Below are 16300 nucleotides of genomic sequence, written 5' to 3'. Positions count from 1 at the left end.
GCCCCGTACTTGCCATCGGCAAAAATTCCCAACGCCACTAGGCCCCAAGCCCCATTACAGAAGTGGACTGCCACCGCGCCGCAGGGATCATCCACTTTGAGGACCCGTTCGATGAATAGACCCGCATCACAGACCCAGCCCCCCGCCAAAATCCCAATCACCGCCGCCATCCAGGGTTCCACAAAAGCACAGGAGGCCGTGATTGCCACCAGCCCCGCCAACACACCGTTGCAGGTGTAGCCGGGATCGGGTTTACTCTCCCAGATCCACATCCGAAACATCGCTGCCACCCCGGCAAAGCCCCCGGCGACCATCGTATTGACGGCAATCACGGCAATGCGGAGGTCCGTCGCCGCCAGGGTCGATCCTGCGTTAAACGCGAACCAACCACAAAAGAGGATGATCACCCCCAGGATCACTAAGGGGAAACTGTGACCGGGGATCGGGTTGACCGAGCCATCACGGTTGTATTTACCGATACGCGGTCCCAAGATAATTGCCCCCACCAGCGCAACGGTCCCGCCGACCATGTGGACCGCCCCGGACCCCGCAAAATCCACCGCCCCATGGCCCAGCTTGAAGCTCGTCCCGAGGTCCGCCAGCCACCCCCCGCCCCAGAGCCAGCAACCGATGAGGGGATAGATAAACATACTGACCCAGAGCCCCATACCCAAAAAGCCCTTCCAGGACAACCGTTCTGCCATTGCCCCCGTGGGGATCGTGGCAGCGGTGTCCATAAAAACTAGTTGGAAGAAGAAGAGCGCGAACACCGACACATCATAGAAATCCCCCGTCAAGAGGAAACCCTTTGTCCCAAGCAGGTCAAAACCTCCGATGGAGAACATCCCGTTGAGGATGCCTGTCGTATTCCCCAGGGTCGCTGTCCCGCCTAACCCACCAAACATGAAAGCAAAACCACAGAGGAAGTACCCGATGACCCCCACACAAAAAACGACCAGATTCATCATCATGACGTTGACGGAGTTTTTGGCCCGACAGAAGCCCGCCTCCACCGTCGCAAAGCCCGCCTGCATCATGAAGATTAAAAACCCCGTCAGTAGGACCCAGGTCATATTCAAGCCCACCTTGAGGTCAGCAACCGTACCAGCGACACTTTTGAGATTTGGAGGCGTAGCACTGACCACCGACCAATCTACCGCAGCTCCCGTCGGGTCCCCCGCCGCCTGTGCCCCCAGGGTCACGAGCCCCGCCCCGCCCCAAAGAACGCCCCAATACCCACACTTGCTCACGCTTGACATCCTGGCACCTGACAATGTGTCCCCTGTATAGAGGGCGGACTAGGACCAGACCTGTAACAAAGTTGACGGTCTCAGCAAACTTCACTGAAAGTTTACATCTGAGCGCGGGCGGTTTCCAGATGGCGGGTTAATACGCCCTCGGCAACAGGTCCGAGGAGATGTTGCCAGGGTAGGACCTGACCGGACCAATCGTCATGTACGTAATGTTCGAGGGGCGGCAGTTGACCCTTGAGTTCCTTAAAAGCTCTGCGGAAGGTTCCCAGACTCGCCCCAGTTTGGTGGACTTGGCGCAACACCTGCCCCACCCGGCGGTCCCCCCGCGAAATCAGGGCCTGCATCACCGACCAGCCATAGCTCTCCGGTCGGAAGTCCACCCCGATTTTTGGCAGCCGACGGGCAAAAAGTTCTAGTTTCTTCTCCGCCTGACGGTCCACCCCGTAGACCTGAAAAGGCGTGTGGGCCTTGGGTACAAACGTACTACAGCCGAAACTCAAGCGTAGACCCCGCTGAGCTTGTCTGAGCCGGGTCAACAAGTCAAGGGTGGCTGCTAAGTCTGCCGTTTCTTCCGAGGGCAGACCGACCATGCCATAGAGCTTCAAGCCCTTCAGCCCGCCTTCGGCAACAATCCCGGCGCAGGTCTCAATTTCCGGGTTAGTAAGTTTCTTATTAATGACTTGACGGAGCCGCTCTGAGCCAGTCTCAACCGCAATCGTCACGGAATTAGCCCCCCGACTTGCCAAGGTCTGGGTCATTTTGGGGGTGAGCGTGTTGGCGCGGACTGAGGAAACACTCAGGTGAATCTGCTCAAACTGGGGCTCAGCCAAATAGTCGAGGACCTGTTCAAATTCAGGATGCTGGGTCACCGAAGCCCCCAGCAGTCCCAGCCGTGAAGTAACCCGGAGTCCGGCTTCAATCAGGGGCAATAGCGAACCTGTGACTGGCGCGGTGCGAAAAGGCAGGGTGAGGTAACTAGCGAGACAAAAACGACACAACTCCGGGCAGGACCGCACTACCTCGACCATGTAGATATTTTCCCAAGCACTGTGGGGCGTGACCACCGTGGAGGCCGAGAGGTGGTCGCCGCGCCAAGTTCTTTTTGTCACTGTCGCTGGGGCAGGAGTTAGAGCTTGAATTTGAGCCACACCGCCGGTGGGAGATAGGTAGGTGACTTGATAGAGACTCGGAATGTACACCCCCGCCACTTGACTGAGGTGTTGTAGTTGGTGGGCGCGGTCGAGATGACGGACTTGGGCGTAAGCTCGCACAAATTCTGGAACCAACTCCTCACCGTCGCCCAACAGCACTACATCGAAAAAATCAGCAAAAGGCTCAGGATTTGCGGTCAAAACTGGCCCACCCCCAAAAACCAAGGGGTGGTCATGACTGCGCTCGTGGGCACTTAGAGGGATTTGCAGTTGGGTCAGGAGCGTCAAGATATTCGTAAAATCCAGTTCCCAAGAGAACGAGAAGCCGACGAGTTCACGGTCTGGGGGTAAAGGTTCAGCGAGGTCCATGAATAACCGGGCGACCCGCAGTTCGGGACAGCCCTTCAGGAGCCGCCAAACTACCTGATAGCCCAGACTGGCAATCCCCACGCTGTAAAGATTAGGGAAAGCAAAAACCATGGAGATTGGGTCAGGGCCTTCGGTGGCGGGTTCAAAGAGTAACGTTTCGGCGTTAAACAATGTTTATTCGCAAGACATATCCCGATCCTAGCATCCCCTAGAAAGCGCAATGATAGCGGGGACTTGATAACCCTAATGGCTTTCTGAGTTAGTTGTACCTGGACTGTTATAGAAATATTAGCCACCATCGTAAAAAATTAGTGAGAACATCTGCCAAACTTTGCTATAAGTATGTACAGTGTGTAAAGTGCATTTGAGGTGCTATTTAATGAGTGACGTAGTTTTGTCTGGACGGGAGCTTTTAAAAAAAGTCGAAGAACTTTCGGCAGTTTCAAGCAAGAAAGAGATTGCGCGAGCCTGTGGTTATGTCACCAAAACAAAAGGTGGCAAGGAACGGGTCAATGTGATGAAGTTCATGAATTCCTTGCTGTCGGCAAAGGGCTTGACTATAGACCCTGAAACTAACGGTACTCGCGGCGGACGTACCGCCAACTTCCGCATCCAAGTCCAGAAGAACGGCAACCTCTTGGTCGGGGCGGCCTACACCCGCGAGATGGAACTAGAACCGGGTACAGAGTTCGAGATCTCCTTGGGCCGTAAGCATATCAAGCTCATCAAGGTGAATAAAGACGGTAATCTTGAGGAGTAACCTAACCCATTAAGCAGATGTTATTGAGCCGTTGCTCGGGATGATTCACCCCTTTGAATTTCCCTAGCGTCTGGGTCTGTGCAGTCTAGCCTGTGTGGGTTGTCAAGGTAGTGTGATCCTCACACTTAAGCCGCTTGCGGTAAAGTGCTGTGGTCTAATCTGGGTAAGCTCAAGACTTGATCACGAGTTAGCGGGGCGTTTAGCCAGCTATCGTACAGAGTTGCCCCTGCTAATTACATCCATTGTCCTGGCTAGTCAGTTATGGGGCTGATTCCGTTTGCTGAAAGAGTCGGCGGACTGACCGGGGTAGGCAGCGGGGATCGTCCTGGGATACCCTGGATAAGGCGCGTTCCTCGGAGTCCTCTTGGTAACAACCACCAACACCTATCAAACTACCCGTTCCCACGAACTTTTCGAGCGGGCCAAAACCCTCATGCCCGGTGGAGTCAGCTCGCCGGTGCGGGCTTTCAAGTCGGTGGGGGCCGATCCGGTTTTTATTGCACGGGCGCAAGGAGCCTACCTCTGGGATGTGGACGGCAATCGCTACATTGATTACATCGGTACCTGGGGGCCAGCCATTGTCGGTCATGCCCACCCTGAGGTCCAGCAAGCCTTGATTAGCGCGATTCCCAATGGCACGAGTTTCGGTGCGCCTTCTTGTCAAGAGAATGTCTTGGCTCAGATGGTAATTGATGCGGTCCCCTCCATTGAGATGGTCCGCTTTGTCAACTCGGGTACGGAAGCCTGTATGTCCGCCATCCGGTTAGCGCGGGCCTACACCGGGCGCGAAAAATTGATCAAGTTCAGTGGTTGTTACCACGGGCACGGCGATTTGTTCCTCGTCCAAGCCGGTTCTGGAGTGGCGACCTTGGGCTTACCCGATTCACCGGGGGTCCCCAGTGCCGTGACCGCCCACACCCTCACTGTCCCCTACAACGACCTACCCGCCCTAAACGCGATGCTTGCCCAGTATCCCGATAGTATTGCCGCAGTTATCCTCGAACCCGTCGTTGGGAATGCTGGTTGCATCCTTCCCCAGCCCGGTTTCTTGGCGGGCGTTCGGGAACTGACCCATCAGTACGGGGCTTTGCTGATCTTTGATGAGGTGATGACGGGCTTCCGGCTGGCCTACGGCGGTGCCCAGGAACGCTTTGGGATGGACCCAGACTTGACCTGTTTGGGGAAGATCATCGGCGGCGGTCTACCCGTCGGGGCCTACGGAGGTAAGCAAGCGATTATGGAGATGGTGGCCCCGGCGGGTCCGGTGTACCAAGCCGGGACACTCTCCGGGAATCCCTTAGCAATGACAGCGGGGATCAAGACCCTTGAACTCCTGCAAAAACCCGGTACCTACGCCTATCTCGACCAGATTACGGCGCAACTTACTGAAGGTCTACTGGACGTAGCCCGGGCCACTGGACACACGATCTGTGCGAACCAAGTGGGAGCGATGACCAGTATCTTCTTCTGCGCGGGTCCTGTCACCAGTTATGAAACCGCCAAGGCTTCGGACCGCGAGAAGTTTGGGCGTTTCCACCGGGGGATGATGGCGGAGGGTGTTTACCTAGCCCCCTCTCAGTTTGAAGCTTGGTTTCTGTCTACGGCCCACACTGCTGCGGATATTGACCAGACGCTACAGGCAGCCCGCCGGGTCCTATCGCAGATCCCGCAGTAAATTAACGTGAGCGGGCTGGCAATAGCCCGCTTCACCACTCCAGATTCAATCATGAAACGTTCTACGGCAAGACTGAGTTCACCCTAGCGGACCCCGCCGGATTTATCCTGACTTTTGCTGGGAGTTGAATTAAGGTGATAGATATTCCTCAGTGATTACTTAAAATCAAAATAAGACCCCTGTTGTGGAAAAATTGAGCGAGAAATCAACTATGAGGAGTTATGAACCGACGGGAATTGCTTGCTCAAATTTCTATTAATTCCCAAAACGGCTACGGGACGAATACGCAGCTTGAAGAGTTTGTCATATTAACCGTCATCGTTCGCCCGTCACGATAAAGGCCACCCTGACCCCAATATTGGCTGCGTGGTCTGCCATGCGCTCTAGATAACGAATAACCAGCAATAACAATAGAAAAGGCTCTAAAGGACCATCCCCGACACGCTGTACGGCTAGGCAGTTGTAAAGGGATTCATAATCCGCATCCACGCTATCGTCAGCCCGGATGAGTGCCCGTCCACCATGGGAATCGAGGTGTGTAAAAACGACTAGGGCCTGGGAGACCATGGTTTGACAACGGTGGGCCATCGGACGGATTTTGTCTAGCTCCGGCAATTTAGGATAGAGAATTAAGCGGGGGACCACTTCACAGATATCCCCGGCATAGTCTCCGATGCGCTCAAGGTCACGGATAAGTTGCAAGATCGTACTGATATAGCGCAGGTCACGAGCTAACGGACTATGGAGGGCCAAGGCGTTGAGACAATCGACTTCGAGCTTGCGGTAAAGGGCATCCACCCGCACATCTTGCTGGATAACCTGCTCAGCTAAGGTTAGATTCTGCTGAAATAGGGCTTGGAGACCCTGGGCGACAGAGGTCTCAACGAGCGCACCCATGCGGAGGGTGTCCTGTTGTAAATCAGCGATCAAACGCTCTAGGCTTGCCCTGACCATAGGACAGTCCTTAGTATCTGCCCTAACTATAGATGTTTTTCTAGCCTAGATTGGGAGTTAGCGGCGTAACTTGCTTAATATTTCTAACTTTGACAAAACGATACCGTACCAATTTTTTAAGTAGCCCGTGTTATCCTAGTTAAGGCACAAATTCCACACCTCCGGCCTATCGGGTCCATTGGCTGCCGGGGGGAGGCGAACCCGATAAGGAAAAACCATGGGTATTGTTTCACTCGCTGAAATGTTGGAGGCGGGGGTCCACTTCGGGCACCAGACCCGGCGTTGGAGTCCCAAAATGCGGCCCTATATCTTTACGGCCCGCAATGGTATCCACATCATTGACTTGACCCAGACAGCAGTCTACCTTGAACGCGCCTTTACCTATCTCAAGGGGGAAGCTGACCGGGGCAAGAAGATCCTCTTCGTCGGGACCAAACGGCAGGCAGCGACGGTGATTGCTCAAGAGGCTTCTCGTTGTGGGATGTACTTTGTGAACCAACGCTGGCTGGGGGGAATGCTCACCAACTGGGCCACGATCCGTTCACGGGTAGACCGTCTCAAGGATCTCATCACCATGGAGAAGAGTGGTCTCTTCGACCGGTTGCCCAAAAAAGAGGCCGCCACCCGGCGTAAAGAATTGGACCGCCTGGAGAAATACCTGGGGGGAATTAAGGATATGCGCCGTCTTCCGGATATCCTGCTCATCGTGGACCAGAAGCGCGAATACAACGCCGTCATGGAAGCCCGTCGCCTGGGTATCCCGATTGTCTCGCTCCTCGACACTAATTGTGACCCCGAGATGGTGGATGTGGGGGTCCCTGCCAACGATGACGCGATCCGCTCGATCCGGTTGATTGTGGGTCGTCTAGCCGATGCCATCATTGAAGGACGGCACGGGGCCATTGAAACCGCCGAGGAACCCGAGGCTGTGATGGACGTTGAGAGCCCAGAGAAGGAATTACTGTTTGATATTAAGGCCGTGGAGATCCCAGGGCTAGATACGGACGATGAAGAAGAATAAGGGGAGGCGCACATGGCAGAAGTAACAGCCCAACTCGTCAAGCAACTGCGCGAAGAGACGGGCGTTTCGATGATTGACTGCAAAAGAGCCCTCACCGAGTCCGGGGGTGACGTCGAAAAAGCCAAGGAATACCTCCGCAAAAAGGGCCTCGCCAAGGGCGAGAAGATGGCCACTCGGCAGGCCACCGAGGGCCTGGTCGGTTCCTACATCCACACCGGGGGCCGGGTCGGGGTCTTGGTCGAGGTCAACTGCGAGACGGACTTTGTAGCGCGGGGTGAAATCTTCCAGGGGTTGGTCCGCAGTATCGCCATGCAGGTCGCGGCTTGCCCCAACGTGGAATATATCGGTGTGGCGGATGTCCCGGAAGCCGTCCAGGAACGGGAGCGTGACATTGAGATGGGCCGCGAGGACCTCGCCAAGAAGCCCGAAAAGATCCGCGCTCAGATTGTCCAAGGCCGGATTGAGAAGCTACTTAAGGAACGCTGCCTCCTGGACCAACCCTTCATTAAGGACCAGGCAATCACCGTGGATGAGCTCATCAGCCAGACCATCACCAAAGTTGGTGAGAATATCAAAGTCCGTCGCTTTGCCCGCTTCGTGTTAGGTGAAGGGCTAAAAGGTTCCTGAAACTCCTAAAGTTCTATGCAGCACCGGGGATGGCTCCGGTGCTTTTTTTAACGCGGTGTAGCCCGGTTGCCCACTCGCTCGACAAAGAAGGTCTCTAGACTAGGCCGCTGGAGCTTGAGCTCCAATAAAACGCCGCCAGCTTGCGTTAACTCGTTCAGGAATTGGGCCGGGTCTACTTTTAAGACGCCCTGCCAGCTATCGCCCAAGGGTTCTAAGTCCGTCAAGTAGGCAGTCACCGTCTGGTCTGGGCAACGGAAATGGGCGTGATAGGTCTCCTTCACGCCCAGGAGTTCATCTAGGCTACCGAGGGCTACGAGCTCCCCTTGGGCTAAGATCCCCACTCGGTCACAGATCTGCTCGACATCGGAGAGGATATGGCTGTTGAAGAAAACGGTCTTACCCTGGCGTTTGAGCGATAGGACTAACTCGCGCATCTGGAAGCGGCCCATCGGGTCTAGCCCCGACATCGGTTCATCCAGGAAAACCAATTGTGGGTTGTTGACTAAGGCCTGCGCCAGCCCAATCCGTTGCAGCATCCCCTTGGAATATTTACGGAGTTGCTTAGCCCCGGCTTCTTCCGAGAGACCGACTTGAGCTAATAGCTCAGGAATACGAGCGCGGGTAGTGTGGGTGTCCAAGCCAAAAAGACGAGCTGTGAAGACCAGAACTTCCGTACCACTCAGATATTCATAAAAGTAGGGGTTCTCTGGTAGGTAGCCCACCTGTTTTTTGGCTTCTTGGTCGCCCAAGGGTTGACCCAAGACGGTCCCGCTCCCCGTGGTAGGCGGCACAATCCCCAGGAGGACTTTCATGAGGGTAGTTTTCCCGGCCCCGTTGGGACCCAATAGGCCAAAGGTCTCGCCCTGATAGACGGAGAGCGTACAATCCTTGAGCGAATCCACCCGCCGATTCAGCCAAAACCCGGTGCGATACTGTTTACCTAGACCCTGGACGGCGAGGGCGAGACTGGCGGGACGGGTGGCGGTGGTAGGTTCAGAGGTGATGGATTGCATGGGATATGAAAATTCTTACTTACTATCGTGCCCCGAAGTGCCTCCACTTTACAAATCGCCCTCTTGCAAAGATTTTTAACAACTGGGCTCGCTTAAATGCCCTACCCTACTAGAGTGTGCTGTTCGCAACAGCCTCAAGATTCTTGACAAGGAGGTTCTATGCCGACGCAACTAGCGTTGCAGCTTCGTGAAGGGACGCGCCAAGCCCATACCCTGGCGGAGAGTGCGGATTTCATCAAATGCTTTTTGAAGGGCGTGGTGGAGAAAAATTCTTACCGCAAACTCCTAGCGAATTTCTACTTCGTGTACAGTGCCCTCGAAGAGAGCCTCGAACGCCATAGCCAGCACCCGGTTCTTGCCCCTCTCCACCAGCCTGTGCTTTTTCGCAAACAGAGCTTAGCCCAGGACCTGCAATACTACTACGGTCCCGCCTGGGTCCGTGAAGTCAGTCCCTCTCTGGCCTGCCAAGCCTACGTTTCCCGTATCCGTCAACTCAGCGACACCGACCCCGTGCTGTTGATTGCCCACTGCTATACCCGTTATATGGGCGACCTCTCTGGCGGTCAAATCCTCAAAGGGATTGCTGAGCGCGGGATGAATCTCAGTGATGGCGTGGGGACAGCCTTCTACCGCTTCGAGGGCATCCCGGATGAGAAACAGTTCAAGGCCAACTACCGGCAAATGCTGGATGACCTACCGCTTACAGAGGCGCAAGTCGCCGCCATCGTCATTGAGGCCAACGGTTCTTTCCAGAACAACATGAAGCTCTTCCAGGAACTCGAAGGCAGTCTGGTCAAAGCCATCGGTCAAATGCTCTTCAATACCCTGACCCGCCGAAACACCCGCTCTGCTCCCATGGCACAGTCGAGCTAGCGACGATACAGCGATGAAAAAGGGGGCTCAAGGGCCCCCTTTTCAGTTTGGTTGAATTGATTAAAAAGGAATATCCTCGTTTTGAGGGGGCAAGTCGCCTAGAGGACGGGCCGTGGTGGCAGGTGGACGGCTAGGAACGGTGCGCGTCGGCGTGGTCATCGCCCGAGGCGGCGGTGGCACGGAGGGGGGTAGATTGGCAGGCGGTGATAGAGGAACGCCCCCGGCTTTGTGGAGGACATGACAGCGGCGGATAATCACTTCGGCCCGTTTTTCGCGAGTTCCGTCCGGGCGGGTGAAGCTATTCATCTGAATGCGGCCTTCGAGGGTCACTTGGTCGCCTTGGACCAGTTCACCGACCTCAGTTGCGGAATTTCCGAAAGCAACCACTTGGACTTGGAACTCCGGTTCATCGGGTTTGGTAGACGGGTAACGCAGGATAAAGTTAGTGCGGGCTAACCCCTCCTGGGTCTCACGCAACTCGGGGCGGTTGGCAACCTCACCCATCAAGACAATACTGTTCACGGTTCTTCCCGAAAGATAGAGTGACGCAGGACCTGTTCGTTAAGCCGGAAAGCCCGCTCTAATTCACTGTTGATCGGGCCGTTGGCCTGGTAGTTCATCTGGATGTAGATGCCTTCTTTGTTTTTCTGGATCTCGTAGGCCAACCGCCGTTTGCCGCGCCGCTCCACCAACAATTCTTCTACACCTTGATTGCGTAGGGTCTGCTCAAAAAGGTTCACCGCTGCCTCCAACTCCTCCTCGGTGAGGGTGGGGCGCAAAATATACATGGCCTCGTACCGTTGCATGGGGACTCCGTAAACCTTAGAAGCACTAAGGTACAATCATAAACCATACCACAGAGTTTACCTAAGTAGGCCAGAGCCAAGCCGCCCCCCGGACCCCACTGGCATCCCCATGTTTCGCCGGGGCGAGCCGGGTATCTACCCGGTCTGAGAAAACATAGGGTCCCCAGAGATAGGGAATTTGGGTGTAGAGACGGGTGATGTTGGACATCCCGCCGCCGAGGACAATGACATCGGGATCAAGGATATTGATGACACTGGCAAGGGCACGGGCGAGCCGACTCTGGTAACGGACTAAAGTCAGTTCAGCTAAAGTCTCACCCTGTTCTGAGCGTTGGACGATCTCCGGCCCGGTGAGGGCTTCGCCGCCCGTCTCATGGTAGTCACGGGCGAACCCCGGCCCGCTCAAAAAAGTCTCAATACAGCCAGTTTTGCCGCAGTAACAGGGGGGACCGGGCCACTCCTGATTCGTGGGCCAGGGTAGGGGATTGTGGCCCCACTCGCCCGCAATCCCGTTAGGTCCGGTGAGGACTTGCCCCCCGACAACTATCCCCCCGCCGGTGCCCGTACCTAGGATCACCCCAAAGACAACCCCCACGCCCACCGCCGCCCCGTCGCTCGCCTCTGACAAAGCGAAACAGTTTGCATCATTACTGAGCCGGATTGGGCGTTGGAGGGCGGAGCTTAGGTCGTGGTCAAAGGGCTGACCATTCAACCAGACTGAGTTGGCATTTTTGACATGGCCTGTAGACCGTGAGAGGGTCCCCGGCATCGCTACGCCGACGGTGCCTACTTGTCCTAACTCTACTTCTAGGCTCCGCACGAGGTCAGCTACTGCTTGGACTGTCCCTGGGTAATCCTGCTGGGGCGTACTGACGCGACGGCGAAATAGTTCTTGCCCCTGCTCATTGAGGGCTAGAGCCTCAATTTTGGTACCCCCTAGGTCAACGCCGATCCGCATAGTTTTCCTCACATTGTAAAGTTATTCCTACCGTAGCCGAGTAGCTAGGCGTTCAGCCCTTTGCTCAGCTTCCAGCCGTTGCATCACTTCAGCTTTCATCTGTTGCGCTATTTCAGCTTTCGCCTGTTCGATAGCGGCAAGCAATCGCTCCTGCATCACCTCTTGGAATAACTCTTCAAATAATGGGATTTCAGTAAGTAAACTCATCGTCTCGCGCCTCCTGAAGAACTCTCGTACATCCCCTCGCTTAAATCGTAAGGTCGCGAGCAAGGCCGTTACCCCCACCAACTACCCCGTACTCTTGGTTTGGTTCCATTCCTTGGCGTAAAGCGGTCAGGCTCCGGCTCAACAACGGCTCCATCGCCCCACGCGTCAAGGGCACCAAGGGTATCAGCCCCACTGACTTATCAAGCCTTTCACCTCTTCGCGCACCATGGCAACTAGCTCCTCCAGTCCCTCTACAACTGCATCGCTCCCGTAGCCCAAGACCCACCGCTTCACTTCGGCTAACCCCGGGACCTCCATGTGCAGCGTCAGGGAACCATCTCCATGCTCACTAATTTGTTGGCGTGAATGCCAGCGTCGTTCACGAATAAAGGGGGCGGCCTTTTTAGAGAAGCAGACCATCACTGGTGGATATCTATGGGGAATTGGGCAAGATTACAACCCCAGACACAGGTCTTAATCTGGTGTCCGTCGTAGAGCGCGATGGCGGTGATGTGGTCGTGGGCTGACCGTAAGCCTGTCGTCTCAATATCGAGATAGACCAAGTGTTGCCAGAACTCAAGGAAGAGTCGCCAGAGTTGGTTGCGGGGTAAACGCTGAGTGAAGTAGGATACATCACGCGCTGCTAAGCGTCGTCGGGACCGCTCCACACCCCTTAATCAGATGGCGTGCTGTTGTTGCAGGACGTGTTCCCAATCGAGCAGACCCTCGGCCCAGAACTGTTGCTCGTGCTGAATACTGATGCTAGGGATGTGACAGAAGGTATTTTAGAGTATGGGCAACTTGTGCATTACACTATGGGCAACCTGGGACCCCTGCACAGGATTGTTTTGATAACACGAGTAACTTGTGGGATCATGCACTTTTGAAATATAACCAACCCGAAGTACAGCGCATGACTTTACTGGTTAAGCCCCACCTACTTCAACCCTAATTCCATAAACTCTCAAGCCAGAGAACCCTTCTGGTTAATTCACAAAAATATCCCCGCCACTATCACTAGGGACGGGGATTAATTGAGAACGGTTACTGCGCCGAGCGGGTTCCCAACGTGATGGGGCTGACAAAGGTTAGACCGTCCAGCAACCAGAAGGCATCCTCACCCGTCGCCACGTTGCGCCAGAGTAGGTCCGTCTTGCCGTCGTTGCTGAAGTCTGCCGTCCCGACCAACTGCCAGTCTAGGTCCGCCACCGCATTGAGGGCCAGGGTTGCGTTGTAGGTGTAACCCACCAACTGCCAGACATAGTTCGCCCCGGTGGTGGTGTCACGCCAGAGGAGATCGGGTTGCCCGTCCCCGGTGAAGTCCCCCGCCCCGATGAGTTGTTGTCTGGGGTCCGTCACCGCGCCAATTAGATAGGCTTCCTGGTAGGTGTAGCCGTCCATGCGCCAAATAGCATTCTCCCCGGTCTGATAATTGCGCCAGATTAGGTCCGTCTTACCATCGCTGGTGAAGTCTGCTGTCCCCACCAACTGCCATTCAGGGTCGGTGACATCACCAATGAAGAAAGCTTCCTCATAGGTGGTCCCGTCCATCTGCCAGACGGCATTTGCGCCTGTTTGATAGTTGCGCCAGAGTAAGTCGGCTTGACCATCATTGGTGAGGTCCGCCGCGCCAACGAGATGCCAGGTCGTGTCGGTGACGGAGGGCAGGGGGGCGGCACTCTGGTAGGTGTAACCATCGAAAAACCAGACTTCGTTCTCCCCGGTGGTGTAGTTACGCCAGAGCAGGTCCTTTTGACCGTCGCTGTTGAGGTCGCCCGTCCCGACTAGCTGCCAAGTCGCCGCCCGTACTGCAAAGGGCGGGACCGACACCAAGGCATCCGGGGCATCCACCAATCCATACCCATCCAGGATGGAGAATCCTTTACCAGTAACATCAATAAAAGTCCCCGTGAGGACACCCAAACCCGTCACCGTTGCCGTAAAAGTCGCCCCGACTAAGGCATCCGCACTGTTGCCACCACTATTGACAGCAGCAACATCCCGGTCCACGCCGAAAGCCACGCTATCACTCGGGTCAAAACTGATGAAGGCCAAGTCCAGTTCTGGGCTCGGGGATGGGGCGAGGAGTCCTCCTGTCACTCCGACATCACCCACAATGACCCCCGTGGTGAAGGGGAGTCCCGTATCAGCATTGGTGTCAAAAGTTAGCCCACTCGGAGTGAGGTTGAGGCTGAAGTCGGTCAACTCCTGACCCGCCGTACCGGTGAAGCTGATTTTGAAGAAGTTAGGGTCAGCGGCAGCGAAATTACTGCCATCTCCAGTGGCGGTAACGCGCACGGTTGTCCCGCCGACCGTCGCTACAGCCTCACTGAAACTAGGACTCAAGTCGTGGATGGGGCCACTGCCTTGGAGATAGCGTTTCACCTGGGCGGGGGTCAAGGCACCATTGGCTTTGTCGAGTAACAAAGCAGCTAGAGCGGCGGCTTGGGGGGCTGAGGCACTGGTCCCAAAGAAGTTGGGGAACCCATCGCCTTCCGCGTCAGTCAGGTTCAAGCCGCCGGGGGGAAAGAACGTCGTATTCAAGCCATCCACCGCCGCCATGTCCGGTTTCTGGCGGACTTCGGGGGTAGCGAGCCGATTGCCAGCCCGGTCAAAGTAAATCGGTACAGGACCCGGGGAGGTAAACCCTTCGACGACGGGGGTGAAGTCAGGTCCCGTGAAATCGCTGTCATAAGCGTAGGCGGCAACGCTATTGGCCCCTGCTGCCGCACTGTGCCCGTAGGTAATGGGCGTGGTGTAGCTGATGAACTCATCAATCGTCGTCGTGCCCAAGGAGCTAGAGATGACGTAGCGCACTTGGTCAGCTACGGGAACGGGGGTATCGTTGCTGGCGCGGGCAATCACGATCTGGTATTTCGTAAGGCTACGGGGATTGAGGCCCCCGGTCAGGGCAATCAACTCCAGGGATTGATCCGTGGCAAAGTTATTGGCGGTACCACTGAGGGACCCCACATAGCTCCCGTTGGCGCGGAAGACCAAGAAGTTGTAATCCGTGGTGATCCCGCCCACATCGTAGGGGTCATTCCATTGAAAGGAAATCGTTACGGTCTCCGGCAGTCCGCCCACGCTCATCGCTTGCGACATAACCACAGCGGGTCCGGGATCAAAGTCATGGAAGCCCCCAGCCGTCAACCCCGCTGGGACATTGGTGAAGTTTAGGTTTTCGCCGGGTAACCCAGCACGGACTGTGGCATTATCCACCAGCCGGATGGTGGAACTATAGCCCTCGGCACTGGCGCGGTTCCCGGCTGACGAGAAATAGCTCGCGCCTTGGTCTACAACCTGTTGGGCAGCTTGGGCAATGATCCCATCGGAGAACATCGGTTCAGCGAAATAGATCACATCATCCACCACCACATGGGCCCCACAACCAAGGGCCGGGTCCGCTAAGTTCAAGATGTTCTGCGCGAAGCCCACATCGGAAACGAAGGCGGTGGCGAAACAAAGCTTGGCCTTGGGGGCAGTGTCATGAATGATCTGGAGCATCCCGCGTCCCTCATCGGTCCCGCCGGGTTGTTCTTGGAGGACCACCACTGGGGTTGTATTCCCGAGGGGGTTGCCCGTGCCCGGGAGGTCCCCGGAGGCCACATCGTTCTCGGCTTTGATGAGGACACTGCCCGTTTTAGTAGTGTTGGTGTTGTAGCTATCGGAAAGGACCCCGACAGTCACGCCCGCCCCCGTGAAGCCGAGGGTATTGAGGCGGTCAGCGCGGTGAACAACAGTTCCTTGGGCCGTGGTCAGGCCAACGTTTGTTTTAGGTTTGGGCACTAGGGTGACGGAGCGGACTCCAGCTAATCGAGCCACGGTTACGGCTTGTTCTAGGGGCAGGTACGCACTGAGGACCCCCTTACGGTAGGTGGCAGACTCAGCAACTACCTTGAGCCCGAGGCCCTGGACATTGCGCTTGAGTTGAGGAAGTTTTTGTTTGCCATCTAGATGAATGTTGACGAGGACCCGTCCCTGCGCATCGCGTTGAGCCAGGGTACGAAAACCCTCAGCGAGACGGGCTTCCTCGGGGTCGGCGGGTAGGCCATTGAGTTGCCACTGCACTAGCCGTTCGAGGCCGGAGCCGAGATTTTCAGGAATGGGACGGGCTTGGACTGGAGCCCAGAGCAAAAAAGGCACGGCAAGAAGGGCAAGACTCAATTTAGTAAAATTGCGCGCTGTCAACATGAAGGTTTGCCTCGGGTGTAAGGGAACCACGGGCAACTAAATCCTGGTTGGAACTCAGTTGCATCTGGACCAACTAAGAAGCATACACAGTTTTTAGAAAGTTGATCTCTTTTCATGAAAAACCCCCACTTGTCTATACAAACGGGGGATGACAACAGCGAAAAAATGAATCCAAAGCTACCAAGCTGAGGTGGTGTAGGGCCGAATGACCACGAAACTCCAGGACTCTTCGGAGCGATTCCCCTGGCGGTCTGTAACAATGACTTGGACTTGGTGAGTCCCGGTGGTCAAGTCCGTGGTCGGACGGTAAAAAATCGTATCGCGGTCAAATCGGGATTGGCGGGTTACTTCCACACGGTCTACAAAGAGCCGGACCCGGTTGAGGTCAATATCGCGGTCAGCAAAACTGGCGGCAATTAGCGGGCGGGCGGTGCGGGTC

The 16300-nt window shown here is 55.8% G+C and carries 17 protein-coding genes; 5 read left to right on the top strand and 12 right to left on the bottom strand.

Annotated features, from left to right (window positions below; translation table 11 throughout):
• Positions 1-1259, bottom strand: a 1259-nt coding sequence (locus HFM78_RS06415) for an ammonium transporter (protein WP_287128600.1), incomplete at its 3' end; no start/stop codon positions are given.
• Positions 1260-1351: 92 nt separating this feature from the next.
• Positions 1352-2884: a B12-binding domain-containing radical SAM protein gene (locus HFM78_RS06410; RefSeq protein ID WP_396033034.1), complete on the bottom strand. Its 1533-nt coding sequence runs from the start codon at positions 2882-2884 to the stop codon at positions 1352-1354.
• 268 nt (positions 2885-3152) lie between these two features.
• Between HFM78_RS06410 and HFM78_RS06405 the strand changes: the two genes are divergently transcribed.
• Positions 3153-3533, top strand: coding sequence for an AbrB family transcriptional regulator (locus HFM78_RS06405; protein ID WP_287128598.1), 381 nt, complete (start codon positions 3153-3155; stop codon positions 3531-3533).
• A 364-nt stretch (positions 3534-3897) separates the two neighbouring features.
• Positions 3898-5208: a glutamate-1-semialdehyde 2,1-aminomutase gene (gene hemL, locus HFM78_RS06400; RefSeq protein ID WP_287128597.1), complete on the top strand. Its 1311-nt coding sequence runs from the start codon at positions 3898-3900 to the stop codon at positions 5206-5208.
• Positions 5209-5523: 315 nt separating this feature from the next.
• Here the strand turns inward: hemL and phoU are convergent, their stop codons facing one another.
• Positions 5524-6162: a phosphate signaling complex protein PhoU gene (gene phoU / locus HFM78_RS06395; RefSeq protein WP_287128596.1), complete on the bottom strand. Its 639-nt coding sequence runs from the start codon at positions 6160-6162 to the stop codon at positions 5524-5526.
• Positions 6163-6379: 217 nt separating this feature from the next.
• Between phoU and rpsB the strand changes: the two genes are divergently transcribed.
• On the top strand, positions 6380-7183 hold the full coding sequence (gene rpsB, locus HFM78_RS06390) for a 30S ribosomal protein S2 (RefSeq protein ID WP_287128595.1): 804 nt from the start codon (positions 6380-6382) through the stop codon (positions 7181-7183).
• Positions 7184-7195: 12 nt separating this feature from the next.
• Positions 7196-7810 carry a translation elongation factor Ts gene (gene tsf / locus HFM78_RS06385; RefSeq protein ID WP_287128594.1) on the top strand — a complete coding sequence of 205 codons (615 nt, stop codon included), beginning with the start codon at positions 7196-7198 and terminating at the stop codon, positions 7808-7810.
• A gap of 47 nt (positions 7811-7857) precedes the next feature.
• Here tsf and HFM78_RS06380 read toward each other — a convergent pair whose 3' ends face one another.
• A complete protein-coding gene (locus HFM78_RS06380; RefSeq protein ID WP_287128593.1) occupies positions 7858-8823 on the bottom strand; it encodes an ABC transporter ATP-binding protein in 966 nt (321 codons plus the stop codon).
• 159 nt (positions 8824-8982) lie between these two features.
• On the opposite strand from HFM78_RS06380, the gene HFM78_RS06375 reads away from it, so the two are divergent.
• Complete coding sequence (locus HFM78_RS06375; RefSeq protein WP_287128592.1) at positions 8983-9696, top strand: heme oxygenase (biliverdin-producing); 714 nt, start codon at positions 8983-8985, stop codon at positions 9694-9696.
• A gap of 60 nt (positions 9697-9756) precedes the next feature.
• Here the strand turns inward: HFM78_RS06375 and HFM78_RS06370 are convergent, their stop codons facing one another.
• From HFM78_RS06370 to HFM78_RS06335, 8 genes are all read right to left on the bottom strand, one after another.
• Positions 9757-10218 carry a single-stranded DNA-binding protein gene (locus HFM78_RS06370; protein ID WP_287128591.1) on the bottom strand — a complete coding sequence of 154 codons (462 nt, stop codon included), beginning with the start codon at positions 10216-10218 and terminating at the stop codon, positions 9757-9759.
• Complete coding sequence (rpsF, locus tag HFM78_RS06365; RefSeq protein ID WP_287128590.1) at positions 10215-10502, bottom strand: 30S ribosomal protein S6; 288 nt, start codon at positions 10500-10502, stop codon at positions 10215-10217. The genes HFM78_RS06370 and rpsF overlap by 4 nt, the downstream gene beginning before the upstream one ends.
• Positions 10503-10563: 61 nt before the next feature.
• Entirely contained in the window at positions 10564-11460 is an 897-nt protein-coding gene (gene mak, locus HFM78_RS06360) for a fructokinase (protein WP_287128589.1), read from the bottom strand.
• A gap of 27 nt (positions 11461-11487) precedes the next feature.
• Positions 11488-11667, bottom strand: coding sequence for a hypothetical protein (locus tag HFM78_RS06355; protein ID WP_287128588.1), 180 nt, complete (start codon positions 11665-11667; stop codon positions 11488-11490).
• A gap of 183 nt (positions 11668-11850) precedes the next feature.
• Complete coding sequence (locus HFM78_RS06350) at positions 11851-12087, bottom strand: WYL domain-containing protein (protein WP_287128587.1); 237 nt, start codon at positions 12085-12087, stop codon at positions 11851-11853.
• The gene (locus tag HFM78_RS06345) at positions 12087-12335 is read right to left on the bottom strand and encodes a hypothetical protein (protein WP_287128586.1); all 249 of its coding nucleotides are present in this window, start codon (positions 12333-12335) and stop codon (positions 12087-12089) included. Before HFM78_RS06345 ends, HFM78_RS06350 begins: the two co-directional genes overlap by 1 nt.
• Positions 12336-12711: 376 nt before the next feature.
• Positions 12712-15861 (bottom strand): FG-GAP-like repeat-containing protein, encoded by a 3150-nt coding sequence (locus tag HFM78_RS06340; RefSeq protein WP_287128585.1) that lies wholly within the window; start codon positions 15859-15861, stop codon positions 12712-12714.
• Between the two features lie 177 nt (positions 15862-16038).
• A partial coding sequence (locus tag HFM78_RS06335; protein WP_287128584.1) for an Ig-like domain-containing protein occupies positions 16039-16300 on the bottom strand: 262 nt, incomplete at its 5' end.

Source organism: Candidatus Cyanaurora vandensis (genome assembly GCF_013285555.1).
GTDB lineage: Bacteria > Cyanobacteriota > Cyanobacteriia > Gloeobacterales > Anthocerotibacteraceae > Cyanaurora > Cyanaurora vandensis.
This window is presented reverse-complemented; position numbering and strand designations above follow the sequence as displayed.